This is a genomic window from Pseudomonas syringae pv. tomato str. DC3000, assembly GCF_000007805.1.
GTDB lineage: Bacteria > Pseudomonadota > Gammaproteobacteria > Pseudomonadales > Pseudomonadaceae > Aquipseudomonas > Aquipseudomonas avellanae.
Map to the genome: position 1 here is coordinate 6,077,754 of NC_004578.1, position 22,246 is coordinate 6,099,999.

Annotated in this window: 23 protein-coding genes, 1 tRNA gene and 1 pseudogene; 20 read left to right on the forward strand and 5 right to left on the reverse strand. The window is 56.3% G+C overall.

Annotated features, from left to right (window positions below; translation table 11 throughout):
* The first annotated feature begins 233 nt into the window (after nt 1–233).
* The gene (locus PSPTO_RS27630) at nt 234–1,754 is read left to right on the forward strand and encodes a hypothetical protein (RefSeq protein ID WP_052746252.1); all 1,521 of its coding nucleotides are present in this window, start codon (nt 234–236) and stop codon (nt 1,752–1,754) included.
* A 120-nt stretch (nt 1,755–1,874) separates the two neighbouring features.
* A complete protein-coding gene (locus tag PSPTO_RS27635) occupies nt 1,875–2,126 on the forward strand; it encodes a hypothetical protein (protein WP_005767157.1) in 252 nt (83 codons plus the stop codon).
* 873 nt (nt 2,127–2,999) lie between these two features.
* Here the strand turns inward: PSPTO_RS27635 and PSPTO_RS30435 are convergent.
* Nucleotides 3,000–3,794 (reverse strand): hypothetical protein, encoded by a 795-nt coding sequence (locus tag PSPTO_RS30435; protein WP_226992667.1) that lies wholly within the window; start codon nt 3,792–3,794, stop codon nt 3,000–3,002.
* A gap of 592 nt (nt 3,795–4,386) precedes the next feature.
* Here PSPTO_RS30435 and PSPTO_RS27645 point away from each other — a divergent pair.
* The 8 genes and pseudogenes from PSPTO_RS27645 (at nt 4,387) to PSPTO_RS27680 (ending at nt 10,241) form a co-directional block, all read left to right on the forward strand.
* Nucleotides 4,387–4,779, forward strand: a complete 393-nt coding sequence (locus PSPTO_RS27645) for a hypothetical protein (protein ID WP_226992668.1) — start codon at nt 4,387–4,389, stop codon at nt 4,777–4,779.
* 423 nt (nt 4,780–5,202) lie between these two features.
* Nucleotides 5,203–5,430 carry a type II toxin-antitoxin system Phd/YefM family antitoxin gene (locus tag PSPTO_RS27650; RefSeq protein WP_005767161.1) on the forward strand — a complete coding sequence of 76 codons (228 nt, stop codon included), beginning with the start codon at nt 5,203–5,205 and terminating at the stop codon, nt 5,428–5,430.
* Nucleotides 5,427–5,800: pseudogene (locus PSPTO_RS27655) on the forward strand (type II toxin-antitoxin system VapC family toxin). The gene PSPTO_RS27650 and the pseudogene PSPTO_RS27655 overlap by 4 nt, the downstream one beginning before the upstream one ends.
* Nucleotides 5,801–5,955: 155 nt before the next feature.
* Complete coding sequence (locus PSPTO_RS27660; RefSeq protein ID WP_011105437.1) at nt 5,956–6,234, forward strand: lipoprotein; 279 nt, start codon at nt 5,956–5,958, stop codon at nt 6,232–6,234.
* A 312-nt stretch (nt 6,235–6,546) separates the two neighbouring features.
* On the forward strand, nt 6,547–7,893 hold the full coding sequence (locus tag PSPTO_RS30570; protein WP_011105438.1) for a methyl-accepting chemotaxis protein: 1,347 nt from the start codon (nt 6,547–6,549) through the stop codon (nt 7,891–7,893).
* 156 nt (nt 7,894–8,049) lie between these two features.
* Nucleotides 8,050–8,445: a type III secretion system chaperone gene (locus PSPTO_RS27670; RefSeq protein ID WP_161797794.1), complete on the forward strand. Its 396-nt coding sequence runs from the start codon at nt 8,050–8,052 to the stop codon at nt 8,443–8,445.
* Between the two features lie 44 nt (nt 8,446–8,489).
* Nucleotides 8,490–9,632, forward strand: coding sequence for a type III secretion system effector HopA1 (gene hopA1 / locus PSPTO_RS27675; RefSeq protein ID WP_011105440.1), 1,143 nt, complete (start codon nt 8,490–8,492; stop codon nt 9,630–9,632).
* Nucleotides 9,633–9,755: 123 nt separating this feature from the next.
* Nucleotides 9,756–10,241: a hypothetical protein gene (locus tag PSPTO_RS27680; protein WP_005737150.1), complete on the forward strand. Its 486-nt coding sequence runs from the start codon at nt 9,756–9,758 to the stop codon at nt 10,239–10,241.
* A 47-nt stretch (nt 10,242–10,288) separates the two neighbouring features.
* Here PSPTO_RS27680 and gabP read toward each other — a convergent pair whose 3' ends face one another.
* Entirely contained in the window at nt 10,289–11,680 is a 1,392-nt protein-coding gene (gene gabP / locus PSPTO_RS27685; protein ID WP_011105441.1) for a GABA permease, read from the reverse strand.
* Between the two features lie 524 nt (nt 11,681–12,204).
* On the opposite strand from gabP, the gene PSPTO_RS27690 reads away from it, so the two are divergent.
* From PSPTO_RS27690 to PSPTO_RS27710, 5 genes are all read left to right on the forward strand, one after another.
* Nucleotides 12,205–12,978 (forward strand): ABC transporter ATP-binding protein, encoded by a 774-nt coding sequence (locus PSPTO_RS27690; protein WP_005737152.1) that lies wholly within the window; start codon nt 12,205–12,207, stop codon nt 12,976–12,978.
* A gap of 14 nt (nt 12,979–12,992) precedes the next feature.
* Nucleotides 12,993–13,757 carry an ABC transporter substrate-binding protein gene (locus PSPTO_RS27695; RefSeq protein ID WP_011105442.1) on the forward strand — a complete coding sequence of 255 codons (765 nt, stop codon included), beginning with the start codon at nt 12,993–12,995 and terminating at the stop codon, nt 13,755–13,757.
* Nucleotides 13,758–13,823: 66 nt separating this feature from the next.
* Nucleotides 13,824–14,519: an ABC transporter permease gene (locus PSPTO_RS27700; protein ID WP_011105443.1), complete on the forward strand. Its 696-nt coding sequence runs from the start codon at nt 13,824–13,826 to the stop codon at nt 14,517–14,519.
* Nucleotides 14,516–15,205 carry an ABC transporter permease gene (locus PSPTO_RS27705; RefSeq protein WP_003383265.1) on the forward strand — a complete coding sequence of 230 codons (690 nt, stop codon included), beginning with the start codon at nt 14,516–14,518 and terminating at the stop codon, nt 15,203–15,205. Before PSPTO_RS27700 ends, PSPTO_RS27705 begins: the two co-directional genes overlap by 4 nt.
* Nucleotide 15,206: 1 nt before the next feature.
* Complete coding sequence (locus PSPTO_RS27710) at nt 15,207–16,478, forward strand: methyltransferase (protein WP_011105444.1); 1,272 nt, start codon at nt 15,207–15,209, stop codon at nt 16,476–16,478.
* A gap of 295 nt (nt 16,479–16,773) precedes the next feature.
* Here the strand turns inward: PSPTO_RS27710 and PSPTO_RS27715 are convergent, their stop codons facing one another.
* Nucleotides 16,774–17,088, reverse strand: a complete 315-nt coding sequence (locus tag PSPTO_RS27715) for a DUF6124 family protein (protein ID WP_005767187.1) — start codon at nt 17,086–17,088, stop codon at nt 16,774–16,776.
* 295 nt (nt 17,089–17,383) lie between these two features.
* Here PSPTO_RS27715 and PSPTO_RS27720 point away from each other — a divergent pair, with 295 nt between their 5' ends.
* A complete protein-coding gene (locus PSPTO_RS27720) occupies nt 17,384–17,569 on the forward strand; it encodes a hypothetical protein (protein ID WP_046463720.1) in 186 nt (61 codons plus the stop codon).
* A gap of 46 nt (nt 17,570–17,615) precedes the next feature.
* Here the strand turns inward: PSPTO_RS27720 and PSPTO_RS27725 are convergent, their stop codons facing one another.
* Both PSPTO_RS27725 and PSPTO_RS27730 read right to left on the reverse strand, forming a co-directional pair.
* Nucleotides 17,616–18,629 carry a J domain-containing protein gene (locus PSPTO_RS27725; protein ID WP_011105445.1) on the reverse strand — a complete coding sequence of 338 codons (1,014 nt, stop codon included), beginning with the start codon at nt 18,627–18,629 and terminating at the stop codon, nt 17,616–17,618.
* 412 nt (nt 18,630–19,041) lie between these two features.
* Complete coding sequence (locus tag PSPTO_RS27730; protein ID WP_024657986.1) at nt 19,042–19,284, reverse strand: hypothetical protein; 243 nt, start codon at nt 19,282–19,284, stop codon at nt 19,042–19,044.
* Between the two features lie 104 nt (nt 19,285–19,388).
* Here PSPTO_RS27730 and PSPTO_RS27735 point away from each other — a divergent pair.
* The 4 genes from PSPTO_RS27735 to PSPTO_RS27750 all read left to right on the forward strand — a co-directional run bounded on the left by PSPTO_RS27735 (nt 19,389) and on the right by PSPTO_RS27750 (nt 22,246).
* Nucleotides 19,389–19,464: transfer RNA gene (locus PSPTO_RS27735), tRNA-Thr, on the forward strand.
* Nucleotides 19,465–20,062: 598 nt separating this feature from the next.
* Nucleotides 20,063–20,473 (forward strand): hypothetical protein, encoded by a 411-nt coding sequence (locus PSPTO_RS27740; protein WP_046463721.1) that lies wholly within the window; start codon nt 20,063–20,065, stop codon nt 20,471–20,473.
* A 531-nt stretch (nt 20,474–21,004) separates the two neighbouring features.
* Nucleotides 21,005–22,042, forward strand: a complete 1,038-nt coding sequence (locus PSPTO_RS27745; RefSeq protein ID WP_011105447.1) for a DGQHR domain-containing protein — start codon at nt 21,005–21,007, stop codon at nt 22,040–22,042.
* A 3-nt stretch (nt 22,043–22,045) separates the two neighbouring features.
* Complete coding sequence (locus PSPTO_RS27750; protein WP_149032177.1) at nt 22,046–22,246, forward strand: hypothetical protein; 201 nt, start codon at nt 22,046–22,048, stop codon at nt 22,244–22,246.

Here is a 22,246-nt window from a genome sequence, read left to right on the forward strand (position 1 = left end):
GCATCCGGAATTGCCATGCGTGTTCTGGGCGATGTCGGTCGTCGCGCAGCGCTCGGAGCAGGCCAGTTCGGCCGTGGTGAGGTCGACTATCGTCCCGGCTTCTGGCTACACCCGGAGTTAGTCCTGCCGCTGGCCCGGTGGATTGCCAGCAGGAAAGTACCGCCACGCAAAACTCCGCTGATCGCATTCCTTAAAAAGCATCTGCCCTCGGCCGCGACCGGCAAGGCAAGGGGGTGCGCAACACCGCATTCAATCCAGAGGTCCGCGCACAGGCGCAGCTCGGCCGCGCACTTGAGCGGGACGGCCTCACACCCGATCAATTCCGTACACAGTACGACGACCTGGCTGTGCAGCATCCAAACACCGCAATCCCGGCAGACGCCGGCGGTGAAAACGTGCGGGGCCTTGTTGAACGCTTGGCCAACACGCCAGGACAGGCGAGATCGACGGTTGTCGAAACCTTGGCCCAGCGGCAGGCCGCGCAACGAACCCGCATCTCGGATAGCGCGCGCAGCTTGAGCGGGGTGAACCGATCTGCAGATACAGCCATTGACGAAACAATGGCCCAGCGTGCGCGCGAAGCCGGTCCGCTCTACGCTGCAGCCCACGCAGAGGAAGTGCCATGGACACCTGAGTTGGAAAGCCTAATGAAGCGCCCAGCCATGCAGGCCGCTTACCGTGACGCAGAACGCCGCGCAGCGAACCAGGGCCGCAAGTTCGACGGTCAATTCATGGAGATTGCTCCAGACGGCACTATCACTGCCAAAGCAGTCCCGCGGACCGGTGATCTCGATGTCATCAAACAGAACCTCGACGGCCAGGTTGAGCGACTACTCAACTCAGGTGCCCGCTCCGAGGCTCGCGATATCGTCGGCATCAGAAATGACCTGCTGAGCGTTATGGATGCCAGCGCGCCAACCTATGCCCAAGCTCGTGCTGTGTTCGCCGGGCACAGCCGTTATCTGGATGGGGTAGACCATGGGGCAATGATCATGAAACCCAATATTTCCCCAGAGCGTTGGGCAAGCGACATTGCAAGGCTGAACCCGTCGGAACAGGAAGCAGTTCGTATTGGTGCCATCTCATCCATCATCGGGAAGATCGGCAACGACGCGGCAGCCATGCCTGACATCACGAAATACCTAAGAAGCCCGAACGGACGAGCAAAGATCGCAGCCATTCTTCCGGACGATGCTGCGCGTCAGCGCTGGGAGAACTCTCTCAATCATGAGATCGAGGTTTCCAGACTCAGCGGCCGGGCACTGGGCAATAGCGCCACCGCACGGCGACAAGCTGAAATTGACGAAGCCAATGGGGTGATGAGCGATCTGGTAGCTATCGGCTTCAGTGCCAGTTCCGGCACAGGCTTGATGCATACCCTACTGCGCTCCCTGCCGCGGGCAGCCGGCGCAAGAATCAATGAGCGCTCCCAACGGGTCTTGGCCAATGCCCTGACATCCAAGGACGGGCTGGATGCGCTCACCGGCGTGCTGCCTCGCGCAGTCGTCGGCCGCAACGTGCCAGCGGTGGCCAGTATCGCAGCGGGTCAGGATGGATCTACCGATGCAGCGCGCCGCGCATCTCAGAGGCAGAACGAGATCCAAGCCGCGACAGCGGGCTACTACCAGACGCAGGGCGCCGCGAACCAAGCACTCCGCCAAGCGCGCATCCGCAACGAATACGAGGCCTTCAAAGTGCCTGGGACCGGGGCATGGTCGATACGAGCGAAGGAGCAGTCGGCACCATCGATCTAGCTCGGGCATCCTGACCTGCCCTGAAATCAAACGGTTTGAGGGCGGGTGCGTCCAAGGTAAGGCGGTTTGCTACCAGTCACATAAATTCGCGTCATCTGGACTTACTTAGGATGGCCGAGCATGCAACTGGTGACCGTTGGCAACACCGCAATTTCACTCCCACGTATGCCCATCCGTACTACGGTATGCGCCGGGGCAACGCTGGTCACGCTAGGCACCGAAACCATGCCAGCGATGATCTGGGCGGCAACGCGCGGCCTGAAATGGCAGACCGTGAAGATGCGTCGTTTGCGGGGTGATAGCTGGCACGAAGCGCTGGAGCCTGAGCTCAGAAGAACTACATTCATGAGCCGTTGGCGCCTGAACGGATAGCCGAGATCTCGCGCACTGCTTCGCGCATCGGTTTCGCGTACTTAGCACTGCGCGAACAACATCCAGTTGCGCCCAATAGGCAGGATCGGTTCTGATCGGGCTGCGCTCAGCAGGTACGCAGTTGGCTGGTACGCAGACAGGTACGCACCTTCACGTGGTTGCGTATGGAGCATTCCCATCATCTGCGGATAGCTCAGACCTCAACAACCATCAGCAGACCGATCTCCGGCGGGTCGGCCTGAGGACGCCCAAACCGTGTTGAACTCCACACACTGTGTAGATTTCAACACGCCGTGGCATCCACACCACTCAGGAGCAGTACCGAGAAAATCGGTAGTGCTCTGGTGCTCATGCCCGATCAAGCCTCCAGGGCGCGCACGCACAATCTAGGTATCCAGCGCGGCGGTATCCACGTCGGTATCCACGGTTCGGAAGCATGACCAAATCCTGCTGCAGAGGATTGGCGGCACGAAGGCGAGTTGAAACCTGGTTAACGCCCCTACGTGGAAGGTGGAGGGGTGCGCCTGGACCGACAATGGTTGCGGCGGCATCTGATATCTGTAACAGGCCGGGTGTAACAGCGGCTGTAACAGGCATTCCAGTGGAAGCATCACTATCGGCGCAGGTTCGTGCCATCAAGGTGACGGCGAATGTATGCTGAGCAGGTTTCCACACACAGGTTGCCACTCAGGTTTCCACAGATTTGCTTGGCAACCTGCCGCCTACTCGGATGGCAGCGGTGGAGGCGAATCCCAGAGCCTGAGAGCTTCAGTGCTATCAGGGGAAGCAATCAATTCTCTCGCGTCTTTTACCTTTGCCAAAATCTCCGATCGCTCACGTTCTGTAAGGCTGGCGGAGCGAGCAACGATGTCATCAAAGATGATCATCAACTTTTCTGCTCTCACTCCATCTGTCGATTATTTTCAGCAAACTCTTGAGTGAGTCTTCCCGGGCTTTTTCGATCACCAAACGCTGTTGCTCTGCCTGGAAAATCGCGCGCGCCACCTGCCATTGCTCATGCTCCTCTTCAGCTTTTTTGTTTGCCTCGGAGAGCAGCACCTTGAGATCGCTGGCAGCGGAGATCAGCAACGAAACAATCTCGTCTATTTTTTTTGAAAGTCTTAAATCATCCTCTGTCCAGGTTTGAGCCCATTCCACTCGGTAGTATGGGCTGTAGGCTTTCAAGCAGAGTCGGCCAGAGGGGGCAGGCAGAACGCTTTTCGTGTACGTGGTCTTCGTCCTACGATCCCAAAGACCCGGATTGAGAATTCTCGCCTCATGCACCGGCAGAGACTGTCCATCGATGTAGACCATCTCTTTCTCGACTGTCTGCTCATAAATAGTCAGTCCAATCGCAACCTCGCCGATAAAAACTACTGTTGGCCTGCCTGGCGACCAAATAGTGTTGGTTTCGAATATCGAGCGTTTCAATCTGCCTTGCTCGTCTGTAAGCGCTTTGCGCGTAAATCCGGTTTCCCCGCATGCCACAGAGATACGATGCTTCTGGTCGCGGAAACGGGTCGCGATTTTTTGGAGTATCGTCGCCGCCCGGTGAAGAGTGGGCTCGGTGACTACCAGATCAGGGAGGTTCCGTTTCATCGGTTTGAGGTAGCCGTCACCCGCGACCCTACCGCTCGTGAACGGCTCGAGCGATCCCATCACCATCAAACGACTATCACTTCGGCCTTTCACAGCAGCATCAACGGGCGCAGTTCCATTACTGCGGAGTAGCTGATCACCCTTCCTCCACTCGGCAGGGTGTCCAACCCTCAACTTTGGGAGGGGCGGAATACTCAGCTTTTGTCCCGATTTCTTCCTCGCCCAGTAACCTCGGGGCGGGCAAGGTACGTTCAGGCGGGCACAGACTCGTGACAGAAAAACCGCTGACACTCCGTACTTGGGAGCGAGAGAAAGCATGGGTGTGGCCCATACTTCGGCGTAGAGGGTATCTCTGTGAACGCGATCCTGATCCATCTCACTACCCGTGTGATTCGACGTGCGAGGCTTCAGTGACCACGCTCGCATCTTTCATACTGGTCGTCAAAAAACGCTTCCCTTCAGCCGATGCGGATCTGTCCGCCATTCCACCTGTCGGTTTGACCGTTGCTCCAGCGCGACTCCTCCAGTACGTTGGAGCCGTCGGGACTTCGTGTCTCGGCCGGCTAGCCTGGTATCCATAAAGCATGGCCGCTCGCTGCGCCAGGCTGGCCGTAATGCGATCAGCGAATCAGCATTTGATTGACGCATCAAGGGCACTCCCGTGAACAATACCGTCATTCCGCCGCGAATTCTGAGAGCGAACCAAGCGCATGGCTACCTAGGGATGTGCCGGGATGAATTCAACAAGACCGTGCGCCCGAATGTGCGCGAATTCCCCATCGGTAAACAGGGGGTCGGATTCGACCGCTTGGAGTTGGACGCGTGGGCGGACGCCTATATTGCGACAAACTCGGTTGATAAGCAGCAGCGCTCGGATACGCCACTTTTACCGAAACCCGAAAAACGGTTGATGGGTAGATCAGGCAGCCAAGCACCTGCAGCAAAGCCTGATCCTCACGCGAACTCAAAAGAGGAGTTCGAGAGGGTGGTGGCGATGGTTACAGGCAAATCTGGAAAACACCGGGCACCTCACCACACCGAACAACCCGAGTGATGGCGTTCACCTTGGAAATACGCAGAATCTAGGCATCCGTTCGTCGGAGGCAAGACGAGTAAATGTGGCTTGTTTCGGCTGCCGAATGTACTAGCAAAACAAAGCCACATTTCAAAAAGAGAGTAGATTTGTGAGTAGATTAAAGCGGCAAAACTAAAAAACCCCATAACTTACAATGCTTTAATAAAAAAGTTCGATTCCGTCTCTGGCACCACCTTTCGTTTTCAGTTGATGCCAAGCACACCTGAAAGCACACAAGAAGCCCGCCTCGTGCGGGCTTTTTGTTGTCTGGAGCCAAGCCCTGCAATCTTCCTTGACGCGACCGGCCCCAGTCGATAAATCCATCGCCTTCGGATGTAACGCTCGTTACTTAGTCCACCCACTGGACCAAGACAAGACCTTACGTAAACGGGAGGCTATACCATGCAAACCCACAACATCCACGCAGCCAAAACCCACTTCTCGCAGCTGGTCGACGCAGCGGCGGGTGGCGAAACGATTATTATCGCCAAAGCAGGCATACCGGTTGCCAAGCTGGTGCCCATTTCTGCACCCAAGCGCAGAGGAATGTTGAGCCACGTGATGTTTGACGCAGAAGCCTCGGATGCCATGGACGCAGAAATTACAGAGCTTTTTGAGGGCAAGGAATGAAGCTGCTGCTCGATACGCACATTCTATTATGGGCTGCAATCGGCGATACCAAGCTCCCCGCGGCGGCAGCCCAACTTATTGACGATGAGGCCAACACCTTCATTTCAGTGCAGCGAGCATATTGGAACTGACGATAAAAGGTGCAGAGCGCACAGGCGTGAACCCCGCACTGCTGCGCAAGGAACTGACAGATGCAGGTTATCTGGAGCTACCCATCACCTCGACTCACGGACTGGCCGTTGCCAGCCTGCCAAACCATCATCGCGATCCATTTGACCGAATTATGGTTGCTCAGGCTCTTGCAGAGGGTCTTACTCTGGTCACGCATGACAGCGCCATGCACGCCTACCCTCACACCACCATCGTTTGAATCCACATGCTTTCCGAACAGCCATTGGGCCTCTGATCGAGACTAAATTCGGCATCAAGACGCGCCATCCAGAGCTATGAGCCCCCCCATCCCATTGAACTAATTTTCCCCGCCCGCCCTCGAAGCCATACATTTGCTTCCACAAGGAAAATTCCGTGCTCAAGTTTACCGCCTCCGCCGTCATCATCGTCGCCACTCTGGGTCTGGCTGCCTGCGACAGCAAGTCCGAACAGAAAGCACAGGATGCTCAGGCTCATCAGGAAAAATCCCAGGAAAAGATGGAATCTGCTCAGGACAAGGTGAACGAGGCTGCCAAAGAAAACACTGAAGCCGCCAAGGACAAAGCTGCGTCCAAAGAAGCCGCTGCTGAAGAGTCGAAAACCTTCGTGCCGACCTCCGAAGTGACCAAAACCATTCAGCCGGAAAAAAAGTGAAAACAGTGAAAACCCTTCACAAACTTTTCACAGCCGACAGGTCATTGTAGAGCTGCTCCCAAGTGTGAATCCTTAAGCCCGCTCCCCCATCGCGGGCTTTTCTTTGTCCGGAATTTGGCAGGCAGACCGCTTTTTCCAGATATCCGTGCACCTGTAGTCAGCGTGTTTTTTTTGACAAAAAACTGCACTTTTTTGACGCCAGAAAATCTCTTGATTTATCCAGCCAATTGTTGCAATGACCCATTCATGCCGCAGCTTTTCGAGCCGATACTCTAATCACAGCAAGTCCACTAACACACCAAGGGGCAGGTTATGTTCGGAAACAAGAACAAAGCTGAACTGACAGCCATGAAGGCCGAGGTAGATGGACTCAAAGGACTGACAAGCGCACTGGAAAAATCAATGGCTGTGGTCGAGCTTGGTCTCGACGGCAAGATCCTTCGGGCCAACGATAACTTTCTCGCGACGATGGGCTACCGGGCCGATGAGCTGACCAACAAGACGCACCGCGACTTCTGCGAACCGGAAGTACTTCGCAGCCGCGAGTACGCGGATCTGTGGGCATCGCTCAAGGCCGGCAAGTTCATCTCCGGGACATTCAAGCGCATCAACAAGAACGGCCACAGTGTCTGGCTTGAAGCCAGCTACAACCCGGTGATCGACACGCAGGGCAAAGTCGTCAAGGTGGTCAAGTACGCACTGGACGTCACACGGCGCGTGATGCTGGAGAACGAGACCAACAGCAAGCTCGCTGCAGTAGACCGGGCCATGGCGGTCTGCGAATTCGAGCCCAACGGCAATGTGATCACCGCCAACGCCAACTTCCTGCACGTCATGGGTTATGCGCTGGCCGAGATCAAAGGCAAGCATCACAGGTCGTTCTGCGAACCGTCACTGGTCAACAGCCCGGAGTATTCCGAGTTCTGGCGCAAGCTGAACAATGGCGAGTTCATTGGCGATCAGTTCAAGCGCCTTGGCAAGCATGGCCGGGTCGTCTGGCTTGAAGCCACCTACAACCCGGTCTTCGATGTCGACGGCAAGCTCTACAAGATCGTCAAGTTCGCCAGTGACATTACCGCGCGGGTCGAAAAGCAGGAGGCCGACGCACACGGTGCCTCACGCGCTTACCACATCTCGGCGGAAACCGAGAAAGTGGCCGAACAGGGCACGCTGGTGATTCAGGAAACCGCGCGGGAAATGCGTCAGATCGCCGAAAATATTGGTGCCTCGGCGAAGCTGGTGGGGCAACTCGGGGATCGCTCCGAGCAGATCACTGCCATCGTCAACACCATCCGTGGCATCGCCGACCAGACCAACCTGCTGGCGCTTAACGCCGCCATCGAAGCTGCGCGTGCCGGTGATCAGGGTCGCGGGTTTGCCGTAGTGGCCGACGAAGTGCGGCAACTGGCGGGCCGTACCAGCGGCTCTACCACCGAGATTGCCGAGATGATTGGCAAGATCCTCGCGGAAACACGCGAAGCCGTGGCCAGCATGAGTGCCACACAGGAAGGTGCCATTCGTGGTGTGACACTGGCCGATCAGGCCGGACAGGTCATCGTGCAGATCCGTGACGGCGCGAGCGATGCCGTCGAGGCCGTCAACATGTTTGCCACGCGCATGGACGAAGCTGACGCGTTTGCAAAACCGGGCAAGCGATGACGGCCTGGTAATACCCGCAAATCAAAACCCGCGCCCTGCGGTTTTTTTATTGCCCTGCATTGTGTCGCTTGCTCGGCACGGGAACGCTTGAGCATTTTTTATGCATGCATGGAACCGCCTCGAGCAGAGGCTCCACTCATTGAAAAACCCCCGTTGATGAGCAGGCTGATGAGCAACCTTTTCTACAAAACCCTGCTTGATGACTTCTCCAGATCCCTCGAGATGCAACCGTTGGTATTTGATGATCACGGGACGTGCAACATGATCATCGACAATACGTTCGCGCTGACACTGTCATGCGATTACGCGCGTGAGCGCCTGCTGTTGATCGGCTTGCTTGAGCCGCACAAGGACATACCTCAGCAGTGCCTTTTGGCTGGCGCTCTCAATCCGCTCCTCAATGCAGGCCCAGGCCTTGGCCTGGATGAGAAAAGCGGCCTGTATCACGCGTATCAAAGCATCCCTCGAGAAAAACTCAGCGTGCCGACGCTCAAACGCGAAATGGCAGGTCTGCTGGAGTGGATGAGGGGCTGGCGCGAAGCAAGCCAATAGACGCCTTAAGACTCTCGATGCACTTTTTAAATGAGAAATAACCCATGAACCCCATTCAGTCACGCTTCTCCAGTGTGCAAGAGCTCAGACGATCCAACGTTGATATTCCGGCGCTCAAAGCCAATGGCCAACTGGAGGTCGACGGCAAGAGGTACGAGATTCGTGCAGCCGATGACGGAACAATTTCGGTCCTTCGACCGGAGCAACAATCCAAAGCGAAAAGTTTTTTCAAGGGCGCTTCCCAGTTGATAGGTGGCAGCAGCCAGCGCGCGCAGATTGCCCAGGCGCTCAACGAGAAGGTCGCATCGGCACGCACTGTCTTGCACCAGAGCGCTATGACGGGCGGACGCTTGGACACCCTTGAGCGGGGCGAAAGCAGCTCAGCCACAACAGCCATCAAACCCACTGCCAAACAGGCTGCGCAAAGTACTTTTAACAGCTTTCATGAGTGGGCCAAACAGGCAGAGGCGATGCGAAACCCGTCTCGAATGGATATCTACAAGATCTATAAACAAGATGCACCTCACTCACACCCCATGAGCGACGAGCAGCAAGAAGAGTTCCTGCACACGCTAAAGGCATTGAATGGCAAAAACGGCATTGAGGTGCGCACTCAGGACCACGACAGCGTCAGAAATAAAAAAGACCGCAACCTGGACAAGTACATCGCAGAGAGCCCGGATGCAAAGAGGTTTTTCTATCGAATTATCCCCAAACATGAGCGCCGAGAAGATAAGAATCAAGGGCGATTGACCATTGGCGTGCAACCCCAATATGCAACACAGTTGACCCGCGCCATGGCAACCCTGATAGGGAAGGAAAGTGCAATCACGCATGGCAAAGTAATAGGCCCCGCCTGCCACGGCCAAATGACCGATTCGGCAGTTTTGTATATCAACGGTGATGTTGCAAAGGCAGAAAAGCTGGGCGAGAAACTGAAACAGATGAGCGGCATTCCTCTGGATGCGTTCGTTGAGCACACCCCTTTGAGCATGCAATCCCTGAGTAAAGGTCTGTCCTATGCAGAAAGCATCCTGGGCGACACCAGAGGCCATGGGATGTCGCGAGCGGAAGTGATCAGCGATGCCTTGAGGATGGACGGGATGCCATTTCTGGCCAGATTGAAGCTATCACTGTCTGCCAATGGCTATGACCCGGACAACCCGGCCCTTCGAAACACGAAATGAAAGCAGCGTTCGGCGTAAGTGCAGCGATTCTGAGTGAGACCCACCCTGGCAAAACCTTGGTTATTTGCCATGTCTGCGCTTCAATAGCGGCCTTCGCACTTCACGCCAGCCAAAGGACCGCCCATGGCCTCGCCAGACAAGCAGCAAAAACGCGCCAAGCGCGCAAAGATCAAGGCTAAACAGAACCGCTCGGGCAAGGGTACAACCAGCCTCGTGCACCCGGTGTTTGCCTCGGCACTGGTCAATCTGCCATTTGATGACGTCGAACTTGATCTCAACACGTTCGACTTCAACGACATCGTGGAGAACGGCTTCGACCCGGCTGACTATGACGACCTGTTCGTGGCCATGAAAGCCGCCGAAAACATCAGTCAGCTCGCGCTGTGCGTCGTCTTCCTGCAATACCCGGTGCTGGCGCTGGTGGTTTCCGAAGAAGACGAAGACCCGGCCACGGACTTCATGATGGGCTTGCTGATCGTGTACCGCGCCATGTACCACGATGAAGACGAGGACACCGCTATCGAATGGATAGAGAGCCCTGCGTTCCAGAAGGATTACACGCTGGCGTCGGATCTGCTGACCAGAAGAGACAGCAAGACGTTGCGTTGAGCGAGATCGTGCTGACGCAGAGCGTCAGCACGGGAGCGAGTGGCCAGTCAGCCCAGTGCAGCAGCGCCCACGGGCCCGGCCTTGCGGCGACGAGAGACGATCAGGCCGGCGCCGATCACCAGCAGGCTGAGCACGCCGGTGGCGATGATTTCGACGCGGTGCTCTTGCTGGATCAACATGATGGTCAGCACGGCAACGATGAACGCAATCGCCGCCCAGGTCAGCCATGGGAACAGCCACATTTTGAAGTCGATGGTCTCGCCTGCAGCAATGCGCTTCTGGCGCATCCGCAGTTGCGAAACGGCAATCACCAGATACACCAGCAGCGCAATGGCACCGGAGCTGGCGAGCAGGAAGTCAAACACGGCAGCGGGTGCGACGTAGTTGGCAAATACGGTCAGGAACGCCGCCGCAGTCGACATGATCACCGCCCAGTATGGCGTGCCGCCCTTGCTGGTGCGCTTGGACAACGCCGGTGCATCGCCGCGCTTGCCGAGCGAGAAGAGCATGCGCGAAGCGGTATACAGCGCCGAGTTCAGGCAACTGGTCACGGCAACCAACACCACCAGATCGACAATCAGCTTGGCGTTCGGAATGCCCATCGCATCCAGCACGGTCTGATACGAACCCACCTCGGCCAGGCGCGGATCATTCCACGGCACCAGCGACACAACGATGAAGATCGAAACCAGATAGAACAGGAAGATCCTCCAGATCACTGAATTGGTGGCCTTGGTGATCTGCTTGCCAGGGTTCCTGGACTCGGCTGCCGCAATGGTCACGATCTCGGTGCCCATGAACGAGAACATGGTAGTCAGCATGGCAGCAAGCACCGCGCCCATGCCGTTAGGCAGGAAACCACCGGTGTCGAACAGATGACTGACGCCACTCACGCTACTGGTCGGCAGCAAACCAAAAATGGCCGCAACACCCAGCACCACGAAGGCGATGATCGCCACAACCTTGATGAGCGCAAACCAGAACTCGAATTCGCCGTAGTTCTTCACGCTGAACAGGTTGGTCGCGGTCAGCAGCAATGTGATGACCAGGGTGAACATCCATATGGCGATGTCGGGGAACCAGGCGTGCAGAATGGTCGCAGCGGCGTTGGCTTCCAGCGGAATCACCAACACCCAGAACCACCAGTACAGCCAGCCGATGGTAAAGCCGGCCCAATGTCCGATGGCCCGGTCGGCGTAGGTCGAAAACGAGCCGGTATCCGGCGAGGCAACGGCCATTTCGGCCAGCATGCGCATGACCAGCACCACCAGCGTACCCGCTGCGGCGTAGGCCAACAGCACGGCTGGCCCGGCCTCGGCAATCGCGTGGCCGGAGCCGACGAACAGACCAGCGCCAATGACGCCGGCAATCGACAGCATCGTAATGTGTCGAGGTTTCAGCCCTTGTTCGAGCTCGGAAGAGTTAGCGGTACTGCTCATAAAACCACCTGTGCAAGACGAGCGAGGCACACCGAAGCGTTACGTAAAAAGAAAGCTACGGTGCCGTTCTTTATTATTGACGCAAGAATTACGCCAAAATATTTCAAAAACGACGTCGCTTAGCGATTGCAAGGCGTGTGGCGCAGTCTGCGGGGCGTGCAGGACGCTGAATCGTTTACGCCGTTTGTAGGATTTGTTACCGAACGCCTCAGAATCGTCTACACGCGCGCACCAAAAAAGCCCCGTACCCAGCGAGAGGCGCAAAAACAGTGCAAGCTCTTGGTCGCCGGTCGCTAAAAGCTGCTTCCAACACCCGTTCAAAGCTGGCAACATCGCGCCTTTTTCGCGCACGCTCGCCTGAAACAGGCATCATGCTTGCCTTCCAGCGACAGCCTGCTACCGCGATGCGACAACCCGGCGAACGCTGTCACATTGAGCGCTCAACGCTGATGGTTGTCCTTCAAACGCTGTGCTAGCTTGGCGTTCGCCGGCAGCAAGAGCGCACACTTTTATGAGGACCCCACATGGCTGAGGCCACGCCCGCCCTGGAAATCCGTAACCTGCACAAGCGCTACGATCAGCTTGAGGTGCTCAAAGGCATCTCGCTGACCGCGCGCGATGGCGACGTCATTTCGATCCTCGGCTCTTCCGGCTCCGGCAAGTCCACCTTGCTGCGCTGCATCAACCTGCTGGAAAACCCGCATCAGGGTCAGATCCTGGTGGCCGGTGAAGAACTGAAACTCAAGGCGGCGCGCAACGGCGACCTGATTGCCGCCGATAACCGGCAGATCAACCGTCTGCGCAGCCAGATCGGCTTTGTATTCCAGAACTTCAACCTGTGGCCGCACATGAGCGTGCTCGATAACATCATCGAAGCCCCGCGTCGTGTTCTTGGCCAGAGCAAGGCCCAAGCCATTGAAGTGGCCGAAGCGCTGCTGGCAAAAGTCGGTATCGCTGACAAGCGTCACGCGTACCCCGCCCAGCTTTCCGGTGGCCAACAGCAACGCGCCGCCATTGCGCGTACGCTGGCCATGCAGCCGAAGGTCATTCTGTTCGACGAGCCAACCTCGGCGCTCGACCCGGAGATGGTCCAGGAAGTACTCGGGGTCATTCGCGCCCTGGCCGAAGAAGGCCGGACCATGCTGCTGGTGACCCACGAAATGAATTTTGCACGTCAGGTATCAAGTGAAGTGGTGTTTTTGCATCAGGGAATGGTCGAAGAACAGGGCACACCACAGCAAGTGTTCGAAAACCCGCTGTCGGCAAGGTGCAAACAATTCATGTCGAGTCACCGCTAACGGAGCAACACCCCATGAAGACGTATAAGAAGATCTTGCTGGTTGCGGCGGCCACGCTGGCGTTTAGCAGCGGTGCCTTTGCCGAAAAGCTGAAAATGGGTATTGAAGGGGCTTATCCGCCGTTCAATAACAAGGATGCGAGCGGCCAGGTGGTCGGCTTCGACTATGAAATCGGGCAGGCCCTGTGCGCCAAGATGAAAGTCGAATGCGAAGTGGTGACCTCCGACTGGGACGGCATCATCCCGGCGCTCAACGCGCAGAAGTTCGACTTCCTGATCTCGTCGCTGTCGATCACCGACGAGCGCAAGCAGGTGGTTGATTTCACCGATCCGTACTACTCGAACAAGCTGCAGTTTCTGGCGCCGAAGACATCCTCCATTGACGTTTCGTCCATTGAAAAAGCCAAGGAAAGCCTGACTGGCAAATCAGTGGGCGCACAGCGCTCGACACTGGCCGCCACCTGGCTGGAAGACAAACTCGAGATCATGGACGCCAAGCTCTACGACACTCAGGAAAACGCTTTTCTTGATCTGCTCTCCGGTCGCGTTGACGCCATGCTGGCCGACAAGTACGTCAGCTACGAGTGGCTGAAAAGCGAGGCCGGGCAAAACTTCGAGTTCAAGGGCGAGCCTGTTGTGGAAAACGACAAGATCGGTATCGCCGTGCGCAAAGGCGACGACCCGTTGCGCGAGCGTCTGAACGTTGCCCTGAAAGAAGTCATCGCTGACGGCACCTATAAAAAGATCAACGACAAGTATTTCCCTTTCAGCATTCTCTGATTCACCCGACCACGTCGCCGCTGCCTTGAACCCAGGCGCGGCGACTGGTCCTGACAAAGCCTGCCCATGAACATTGATCTCCACGGATTCGGCCCGGCCCTTGCGGCTGGCGCGCTGATGACGGTTCAGCTTGCGCTCTCGGCCCTGTGCCTGGGGCTGGTGCTCGGACTGCTCGGCGCCTTGGCCAAGACCTCGCCCTACAAGCCATTGCAATGGCTGGGCGGCACCTACTCGACGCTGGTACGCGGCATTCCCGAACTGCTCTGGGTGCTGCTGATCTACTTCGGCACCGTCAACGGCATGCGCGCTTTGGGCGAACTGCTCGGTATTCCCAACCTGGCCCTGAGCGCCTTCGCCGCCGGGGTTATCGCCTTGGGGCTGTGCTTTGGCGCGTACGCCACCGAGGTGTTTCGCGGCGCAATTCTCGCCATTCCCAAAGGCCATCGCGAAGCCGGACTGGCGCTGGGCATGTCGCGGTCGCGCATCCTGTTCAAACTGGTGCTGCCGCAGATGTGGCGCATCGCCCTGCCCGGCCTGGGCAACCTGTTCATGATTTTGATGAAAGACACCGCGCTGGTCTCGGTGATCGGCCTGGAAGAAATCATGCGCCACGCGCAGATCGCCGTGGGCTTCACCAAAGAGGCGTTCACGTTCTACATGGTCGCGGCCATCATGTACCTGGGCCTGACCGTGCTGGCCATGATCGGCATGTATTTCCTTGAAAAACATGCCGGCCGCGGCTTTCTGAGGAGCGCGTCATGAACTGGGAAGTCATCATCAAATGGTTGCCGCGACTGGCGCAGGGCGCGACCCTGACCCTGGAGCTGGTGGCCATTGCCGTCATCGCCGGTCTCATCCTCGCCATCCCGATGGGCATCGCTCGCGCGTCGCGGCACTGGCCAGTGCGCGCCCTGCCTTACGCCTACATCTTTTTCTTCCGTGGCACGCCGCTGCTGGTGCAGTTGTTTCTGGTCTATTACGGCCTGGCGCAGTTCGATGCCGTGCGTCAGGGGCCGCTGTGGCCGTACCTGCGCGACCCGTTCTGGTGTGCGGTTGTTACCATGACCCTGCACACCGCCGCCTATATCGCGGAAATCCTGCGCGGCGCAATTCAGGCCGTGCCGGTCGGTGAAGTCGAGGCTGCGCGGGCGCTGGGCATGTCGAAATGGAAAGCGCTGTTCTACATCGTCCTGCCGCGCGCCGCGCGCATCGGCCTGCCCGCCTACAGCAACGAAGTGATCCTGATGCTCAAGGCCAGCGCGCTGGCCAGCACCGTCACCCTGCTGGAACTGACCGGCATGGCGCGTACGATCATCGCCCGCACTTACTTGCCGGTGGAGATCTTCTTCGCCGCCGGCATGTTCTACCTGGTGATGACATTCGTGCTGGTGCAAGGCTTCCGCCTGCTGGAAAAGCTGCTGCGTGTAGACGCAAGTCAGGGGCGCTGATATGAAGGGTGCTGGCGTCGATCCAGTCAGCACCCAGTCAACCGAGGCCGTCGATATGCCCTCTGAACCCTGCTTGCAGGACGCACACCTCGGCAGCCACTTTCGTGCACTGGACAGCTTTCTGTTCGCGCATCAGGCCTTGTGGCGGCCCAAGCCGTTCACCCACCTGCACCTGCCATGGGAAGACACATACCCGCAGCTGTCGCACTGGCTGCGGCACCGCACGCTGGCGCAGGCCGAAGCGGCGCACAATCACCCGCAACACCTCGACGCGCCCTTCCCCTTTACACAGCTGGCTGCCGAAGCGGTAGCGCTAAGCCACGTTGCCGAACTGCCCGCCTTCCCTCTGGCGCCCGTCAATGCGCGCATGAACGTCGATGTGCCAGGGCGTAAATGGCAGCAGATCGAAGCCTTTGCGGCTCATCTGGACATGCGCGACAGCACCACTCACTGGCTGGACTGGTGCGCAGGCAAAGGCCATCTGGGCCGTCGGCTGACGGCGCGTGGCCAAAGCCTGACCTGCCTGGAACACGACCCGGCGCTGATCGAAGCGGGCCTGGCCCTCAGCGCCCGGCAAAGCATCGAGGCGCGGCATGTGCAGCAGGACGTGATGGCCGATGACGCCTGGCGCTGTCTGCAGGCACAGCACACGCCCGTGGCGCTGCACGCGTGCGGCGATCTGCACATTCAATTGATGGAATTGGCCAGCCAGACCGGCTGCCAGCACATGGCCGTTGCGCCGTGCTGTTACAACCGCACCCGTCACGACCACTACCAGCCGTTGTCCAGCGAAGGCAAGGCATCCGGCCTGAAGCTTTCGCGGGACGAACTCGGGCTGCCGCTGAGCGAAACCGTCACCGCTGGCGCTCGTGTGCGCCGGCAGCGCGATACGTCGATGGCCCGGCGCCTTGGCTTCGATCTGTTACAGCGCAATCTGCGCGGCATTGACGATTACTTGCCCACGCCTTCGCTGCCGACGTCCTGGCTGGACGCACCCTACGCTGACTATTGCTGTCATCTAGCGAAACTAAAGAGTCTTCCTGCACCGGGCAAGCAGGACTGGGCAGCACTTGAAGCCGCTGGCTGGGAAAGACTGGCGCACGTTCGCAATCTGGAACTGGTGCGCAACCTGTTTCGTCGCGCACTGGAAGTATGGCTGGTGCTCGACCGGGCGATGTATGTGCAAGAGCAGGGTTATCGCGTCAGCGTCGGTACTTTTTGCGAGAGCCAGCTTACACCGCGCAACCTGCTGATTCTGGCCCGAAAAACGTGACGCAAAACAATAGAGCAACCTGTGGATAAGTCTGTTGATGAAAATGTGGATGAGTGCGTTAAAGCTTGGCGCGCCAGTTAACGAAGCCCCTTATTTTTTCTCGCCAGACGTCCTTAAACCCTTAAAAACAGTGCTTTGCGGCACAATGCGGCTGACTGCACATATCTGGTCACGCGGGCAATTCTTTATTCCGAAATTGTGCATAAAGATTTGGTAAAGGCTCTGGCACAAGCCTTTTACACGCCTTGATCGTGCACATGCAGCTGCCTGTGCACGACCTGTCTGATGCGCGTTTTCAGACCTCTTCGACACACTCCACCGAGCGCTCGATCATCACTTTGGCCATCTCCACCATGTGCATGGAGGCGAAGGCCAGATCGCGTTGTGAGCCGGTCAATTCATCGCCGAGTTCGTAAGCGGTGGCCGATGCGCAACGCAGGAAATCCAGCGCATGCACCAACGTCGCTTCCAGGCTGATGAAGTCGAACTTGCTGTCGTGGGGTTCTCGGGGAGACCGAGGGACTGGCAGGTAGCACGCCATGGCGCGCTTGACGACGGCCTTGTCGAAGACCGGAGTGGTGTTGGGTGGATCGGGGGTTACTTTGACCATGTTTTAGCTCCTTCTATGAAGTAGCTGCCTGCTCGCTACTAAACGAAAGGCGGCAACTGTACGCAAGTTAGTAGACCGGTGAGCTAAGAACCGGCGCACCCGAAGGTGCCAAGCGCACAGTCGCCATAGCATCGGGACAAAACCTGATGAAACACGGCTGTGTTGCGCCTTAACTCACTGCGGGCTACTAAACCCGATCGCTGATGGGCAGCGACGGGCGGAGAGTAGAAGCACAAATCGAGGGACGCAAGCGGTCGGGGATTCTCTCGGAAATGTCCTTCAAAAGAAAGAGACCATGCCTGCAAAAACCGGCCTGAAAGCGTTGCAAAAGATGATCTCCGTGTACACAGCTTTTGATGCTGACCAAAGGCCGTGGGAGATGATATCGGCACACACGATGCCTGGGATTCTGGCCAAAGGCAGTGGGAGTGGACTTGTCCACGATCTGTCGGGAACCGACAGCAAAATAGGAGCACCGTGACTCTGCGTCAGATTCCGGCTATCAGAGCACAAACAGACAATGCCCTCTAAAACTGATCATCCTTCAACCGCGTAAACGGCACACTGCGATTCTGCAGCTTACGCAACGTCAGCTTGTAGGCACTCGACTTGATCTGACTGCCCATCGGCGTCTCCTCCAGCAAAATACGCCCCGACGCAAAGGCACAGCCGGTATTGAGCATTTTGTACTTGAGCAGATACAGCCCCGGGTCCATCTTGGCGAAACTGAACACCGCCCCGGCCGGCACGAACGCATGCCGAAACGCCCTGCGCCCCACCGCATCCGTGACCTTGGCATACACCGCCGACTCACCCGCCGAGTTATCCACAGTGATCTGCGACCAGCCATTGTCCTTGAGCAACGGCATGTCCTTCACATACCCCGCCTTGTCCGACCACGGCGCGCCCATCGGGTCCAGCGCGGGCACCTCACACTCCGACGGCGCCGCCTCAACAGGCTTTGCCTGGCTGACCACAGGCTCTTCAACCGGTTCGGCGGGCGCAGGCTTGGCCCACGTCTGCGCCACAGGCACCGGTTCAGTCGGCACAAACGCCTTGCCCGCCTCCGGCTCATACCCCATCCACGCCCCGCCTGCGCAGAACACCACAAACACCAGCGCCCAGCGCCACGCATTGCGACGCCGCTTGCCACTGGAAGGTGAAGCAGGGGAAGGAGCCGCCTTGTGAGCCGGGCCTGCCTGAGCCGCCCGAGCGGGCGTCACAGTCGCGGCGGCAGAGGTTGCAGCATAAACATGAACCGCCTGCCCTTTCGCCGCATGCGCCTGCTTGCGACGCTGCGCCTCGATACGGGCCTTGTGCTCATCGGCAGCCAGCTGCGCGTCATAAGCCGCCCGCCGTCCGGGGTCAGCCAGCACATCATGAGACGCGTTGACCACGCCCATCATGTCCGAGGCATAAGGATCGGGATTCCTGTCCGGGTGCAGCTTCTGCGCCAGCTTGCGATAAGCCTTCTTGATCTGCTCAGGAGAGGCATCGCGAGCAACACTCAGCAGCTCGTAATGCGTGGGCGTTCTCTGCATTGCACTAGCTGTCCATGGCCGACTGCCATTTTCGATACAGCTATATCGGCCAAAAAGCCCATAGCTCCAGTGCAAATGCCGCGCAACAGGAACCAGCCCACAAGAAAATGCCCGAATCCAGAGGATTCGGGCATTTCTTGAAACATCGATGAAACCTTCGCCACCATCCAGACGCACATTCATGCGATTCAGACAGCAATCCTCGGCCCCACCTTGCGCAAGACCCAACAGGCCAGACGCAATGACACCTATTCTTCAACAACTCCTCAGCGAATGACCAGCCTGCGGCACACAACACCCCAAGCCCGGTTACGATCCATCGCATCACTCACCAGACAATCCTTTGTCTGCATGGCTGAAAAGCTAACGGCCTGTGCTGCTGACTCAGTAGCCTGGGCCGTTGAGAACAAGCCTATGCAAAGCCCCCCCGCCCTGCAACACCCCCAAAACCACCAGCCCCGCTCAGCGCCTTTTCATGCGCCAGATAGCCATCAACGCTGGAAGCATCGGTTTGCAAGGCCAGGTTAAAAATCCAGCCTCCCTTGACGCTCAAGCCGCCCGCAGCAGAAGCAAAATCAGCGTTCAAAAGCGCAGAGCTCACACACATCAAACAGACCAATCCCTGCAAACCAAAGGAAACGTCCTGCACCACCACCCGCCCACATCCTACCTGGAGCACCAACGGTCAATTTTTTTCAACTGAATCAGACAGCTAGGGTTTACAAGCGCATCAGAAGCTATATACTCGCAGCCCATTACGCCGGTATAGCTCAGTTGGTAGAGCAACTGACTTGTAATCAGTAGGTCCCGGGTTCGACTCCTGGTGCCGGCACCATATAAATCAAGGGCTTGCAGCGATGCAGGCCCTCGTTTTTTGTCCCGCACGTAACAACGCACGTAATAAGCCGTCCCGAACGGCGCTTTCCAGGGCCAGCGGGCATCCTGAATTCGACCAGTTACAGGTAGTGATGGCCTCAGAAATTGAGCCTCACGAGGATGTGTGCGCACATGTCTGCCACACACCCTACACACGGGGAAAAATTTTCCGGTGCATACCTAAAAAGTGCGTCAGAAGTGTAAGTGAGATTTTTACTCTCTATAAAATCCTTCTATATCAAGGGTTTGGCATACAGACCTAACCGTAAGTAGACTGTCAGAAAAGCGTAAGCGCAGGACAGTTTGTGACTGTAAGTGAGTCGCTCTGTAACCTACTGCTTTTAAAGGATATTTTTAATCCTTTCTCTCGCTTACATTTTTTGACGACCCGACTGTAAGTGAGGATCCTCAATGATTACGGGGGCTAGAGAGCTTTTACTCGCTCACTTACACTACTTACGCGTCAGGAGGGGGTATGCCGGAAAAAGGTTTTCGGTAGCCCACTTGGAAACACCCTAAAAACCATCCTCGCCTCGCATCGCTGACCGGAGAACCCCATGCCGAAGCCCAGTACCCGCGCCCCTACCCCACAAATCGAGATGATCAAGAAGGGTGGACAATGGGAGGCTCACTGGGATTATCAGGAGGGGCCCGCGAGCTTGGTGCTGTTCAACCGTGCCGAATATCTGCGCGGCTACATAGATGGGGTATTGGACATGCTCCGCATCGCTCCAGAGAGGGTTTGCTGTGCGAGCGGTGTGACTGGCACCGTCAAACGACTTGATCAGAACCAAGCCGAGGCACTGCACAGTGCCTTATGTGAGTTGTTGATACCGATGGTGGAAGCTGAATTCGCCCGAATAACTCGCAACACGGATCTTCCCCACCTTCGCAGCACCGATGCAATCGAATGCAACTTGGGAAACGTCGTCGATACGACTGCAGCCCAGGGCCTGCTTAGTATGTAGAGGCCGGACCGGATCTAACCAGCGCGCCCCTGATGCACAGTTTTAGGACCAGTGTCGATTTAGAAAACTGCCCCCTTCCTCGGTTTTCCAATTTTTGACCCAGTCTGGCCGGGCCTTCGAGTATTCGCACCTCGCGCGCGGCCTTGTCACTCGCTGTGCAAGGCGATGACATTTTTCTTCATAACCTTGCACGTTGTGCAATTGCCACTGCCCTGCGCAACCCCACAGCCGGCCTGGGCTGGAGTATTGCTTTCATCGCATCCTAGTTTGCACAAAAAAAGGATGCAAAGCCCGTTGGCGGGAGGGGGAAGGCATGGTGAATATGCTACAACCAGAGCAAAGCTGCGGGGCAAACGAAAATAGACTAGCAAGGCGTTGAAATTTCTTGCGAAACTTGTCAGTTGCGCTTGAATAAATGCCTGTCACTGGCGTAAATTGAGGCAGATTTTTCTCAAGGCCCTGTAAGCTTATGAGAAGAACTTTTAATTTATTAGAAGCCCAAAACTCATGACATTATCAAAAGGACATGAAATGCCAACTATAGAATGCCCATACATAAAAATTGAACAGCGAGGCCAAGAATTTTTTCTAATTAAACTTAAGGCTCGTGATTTGATTAATATCTCCTACGTTTCAGTGAGAGGTAGAGACAATGAGGCTGGGGCGGTGCAACGCTTCCTGAACACAAGACGCATATCGAGCATTAAAGAGTTCACACTACATCAAGCTTCTTTTCCTTCATCTATTGTTTTAAACTGGGTTAACCATGAACAGAATATTGAGTTCGACGAAAGCCGTCTAAGCATTCCCATCGTCCCAAAATCCGCACAGCTAATTGATGGCCAGCACAGAGTCGCGGGAATTCAGGCAGCAGTCGAAGAAAATGAAGAGCTAGGTGAGCTGGAACTTCCAGTTACTATATATATAGGTCTCTCCACCAAAAAGTGCGCGAACATTTTTCTCTCCATCAACACCGAGCAGAAGCCGGTTCCACGTAGTTTAGTCTATGATTTGTATCTTGTTGCCGACGAAGAGATAGTTGACCCAACGATTGCAAGAGCCAGGGATATTGCCGAGGCCTTAAACACTGAAGAAGACTCTCCTTATCTGGAAGAAATAAAAACTCCAGGATCACCCCGAAGAAAAGGAGGAATTGCATTGTCTTCAGCCGTTGGTGCTATAAAACCACTTGTGGAAGAAAAAGGCCCTTTCGAGCAAATAGGCATTGTTAACTTTGAACAACAAAAAGACATCATAAAGAATTTTTTCATAATAATCTCCAATCCTTATGGCGAAATATGGCAGGAGAAAACTAACGCATTTATGTATGCCTCTGGCTTCACGGGGGCAATGGAGTTTTTAGCAAAAAGAATGATACCTTATTGCACCAACTCTAGCTATAACTTCACCAGAGAACACATGCAGGCGGCTTTAAAAATTGACAAGGATTCTTTGATACTCCAAGAAGAGGTGAAAGGAATTCAGGGAAAGGAGGCTCCAAATATAGTATTCAAAGCTCTACTAAACAACTTCTTCCCATCGACGGGCAATGATCAAATAAGAATCTAATCTATGAGCGCGCACGGAGCAAATGCTTATTTAGCAGAGCGAATTTTAACCCAAGATATTGGCGCCCCCTTGACAGAGGTGGAGTCTTGGGAGCTGACTAATATTTTACGACTGGATGCTAGAAAGTATTATCAGTCCGGATTAATTACCTATCTCGAAGCGATAGCAGGGTTAAGAAAAAAACTTGGACTTGGAGCGCTGTAA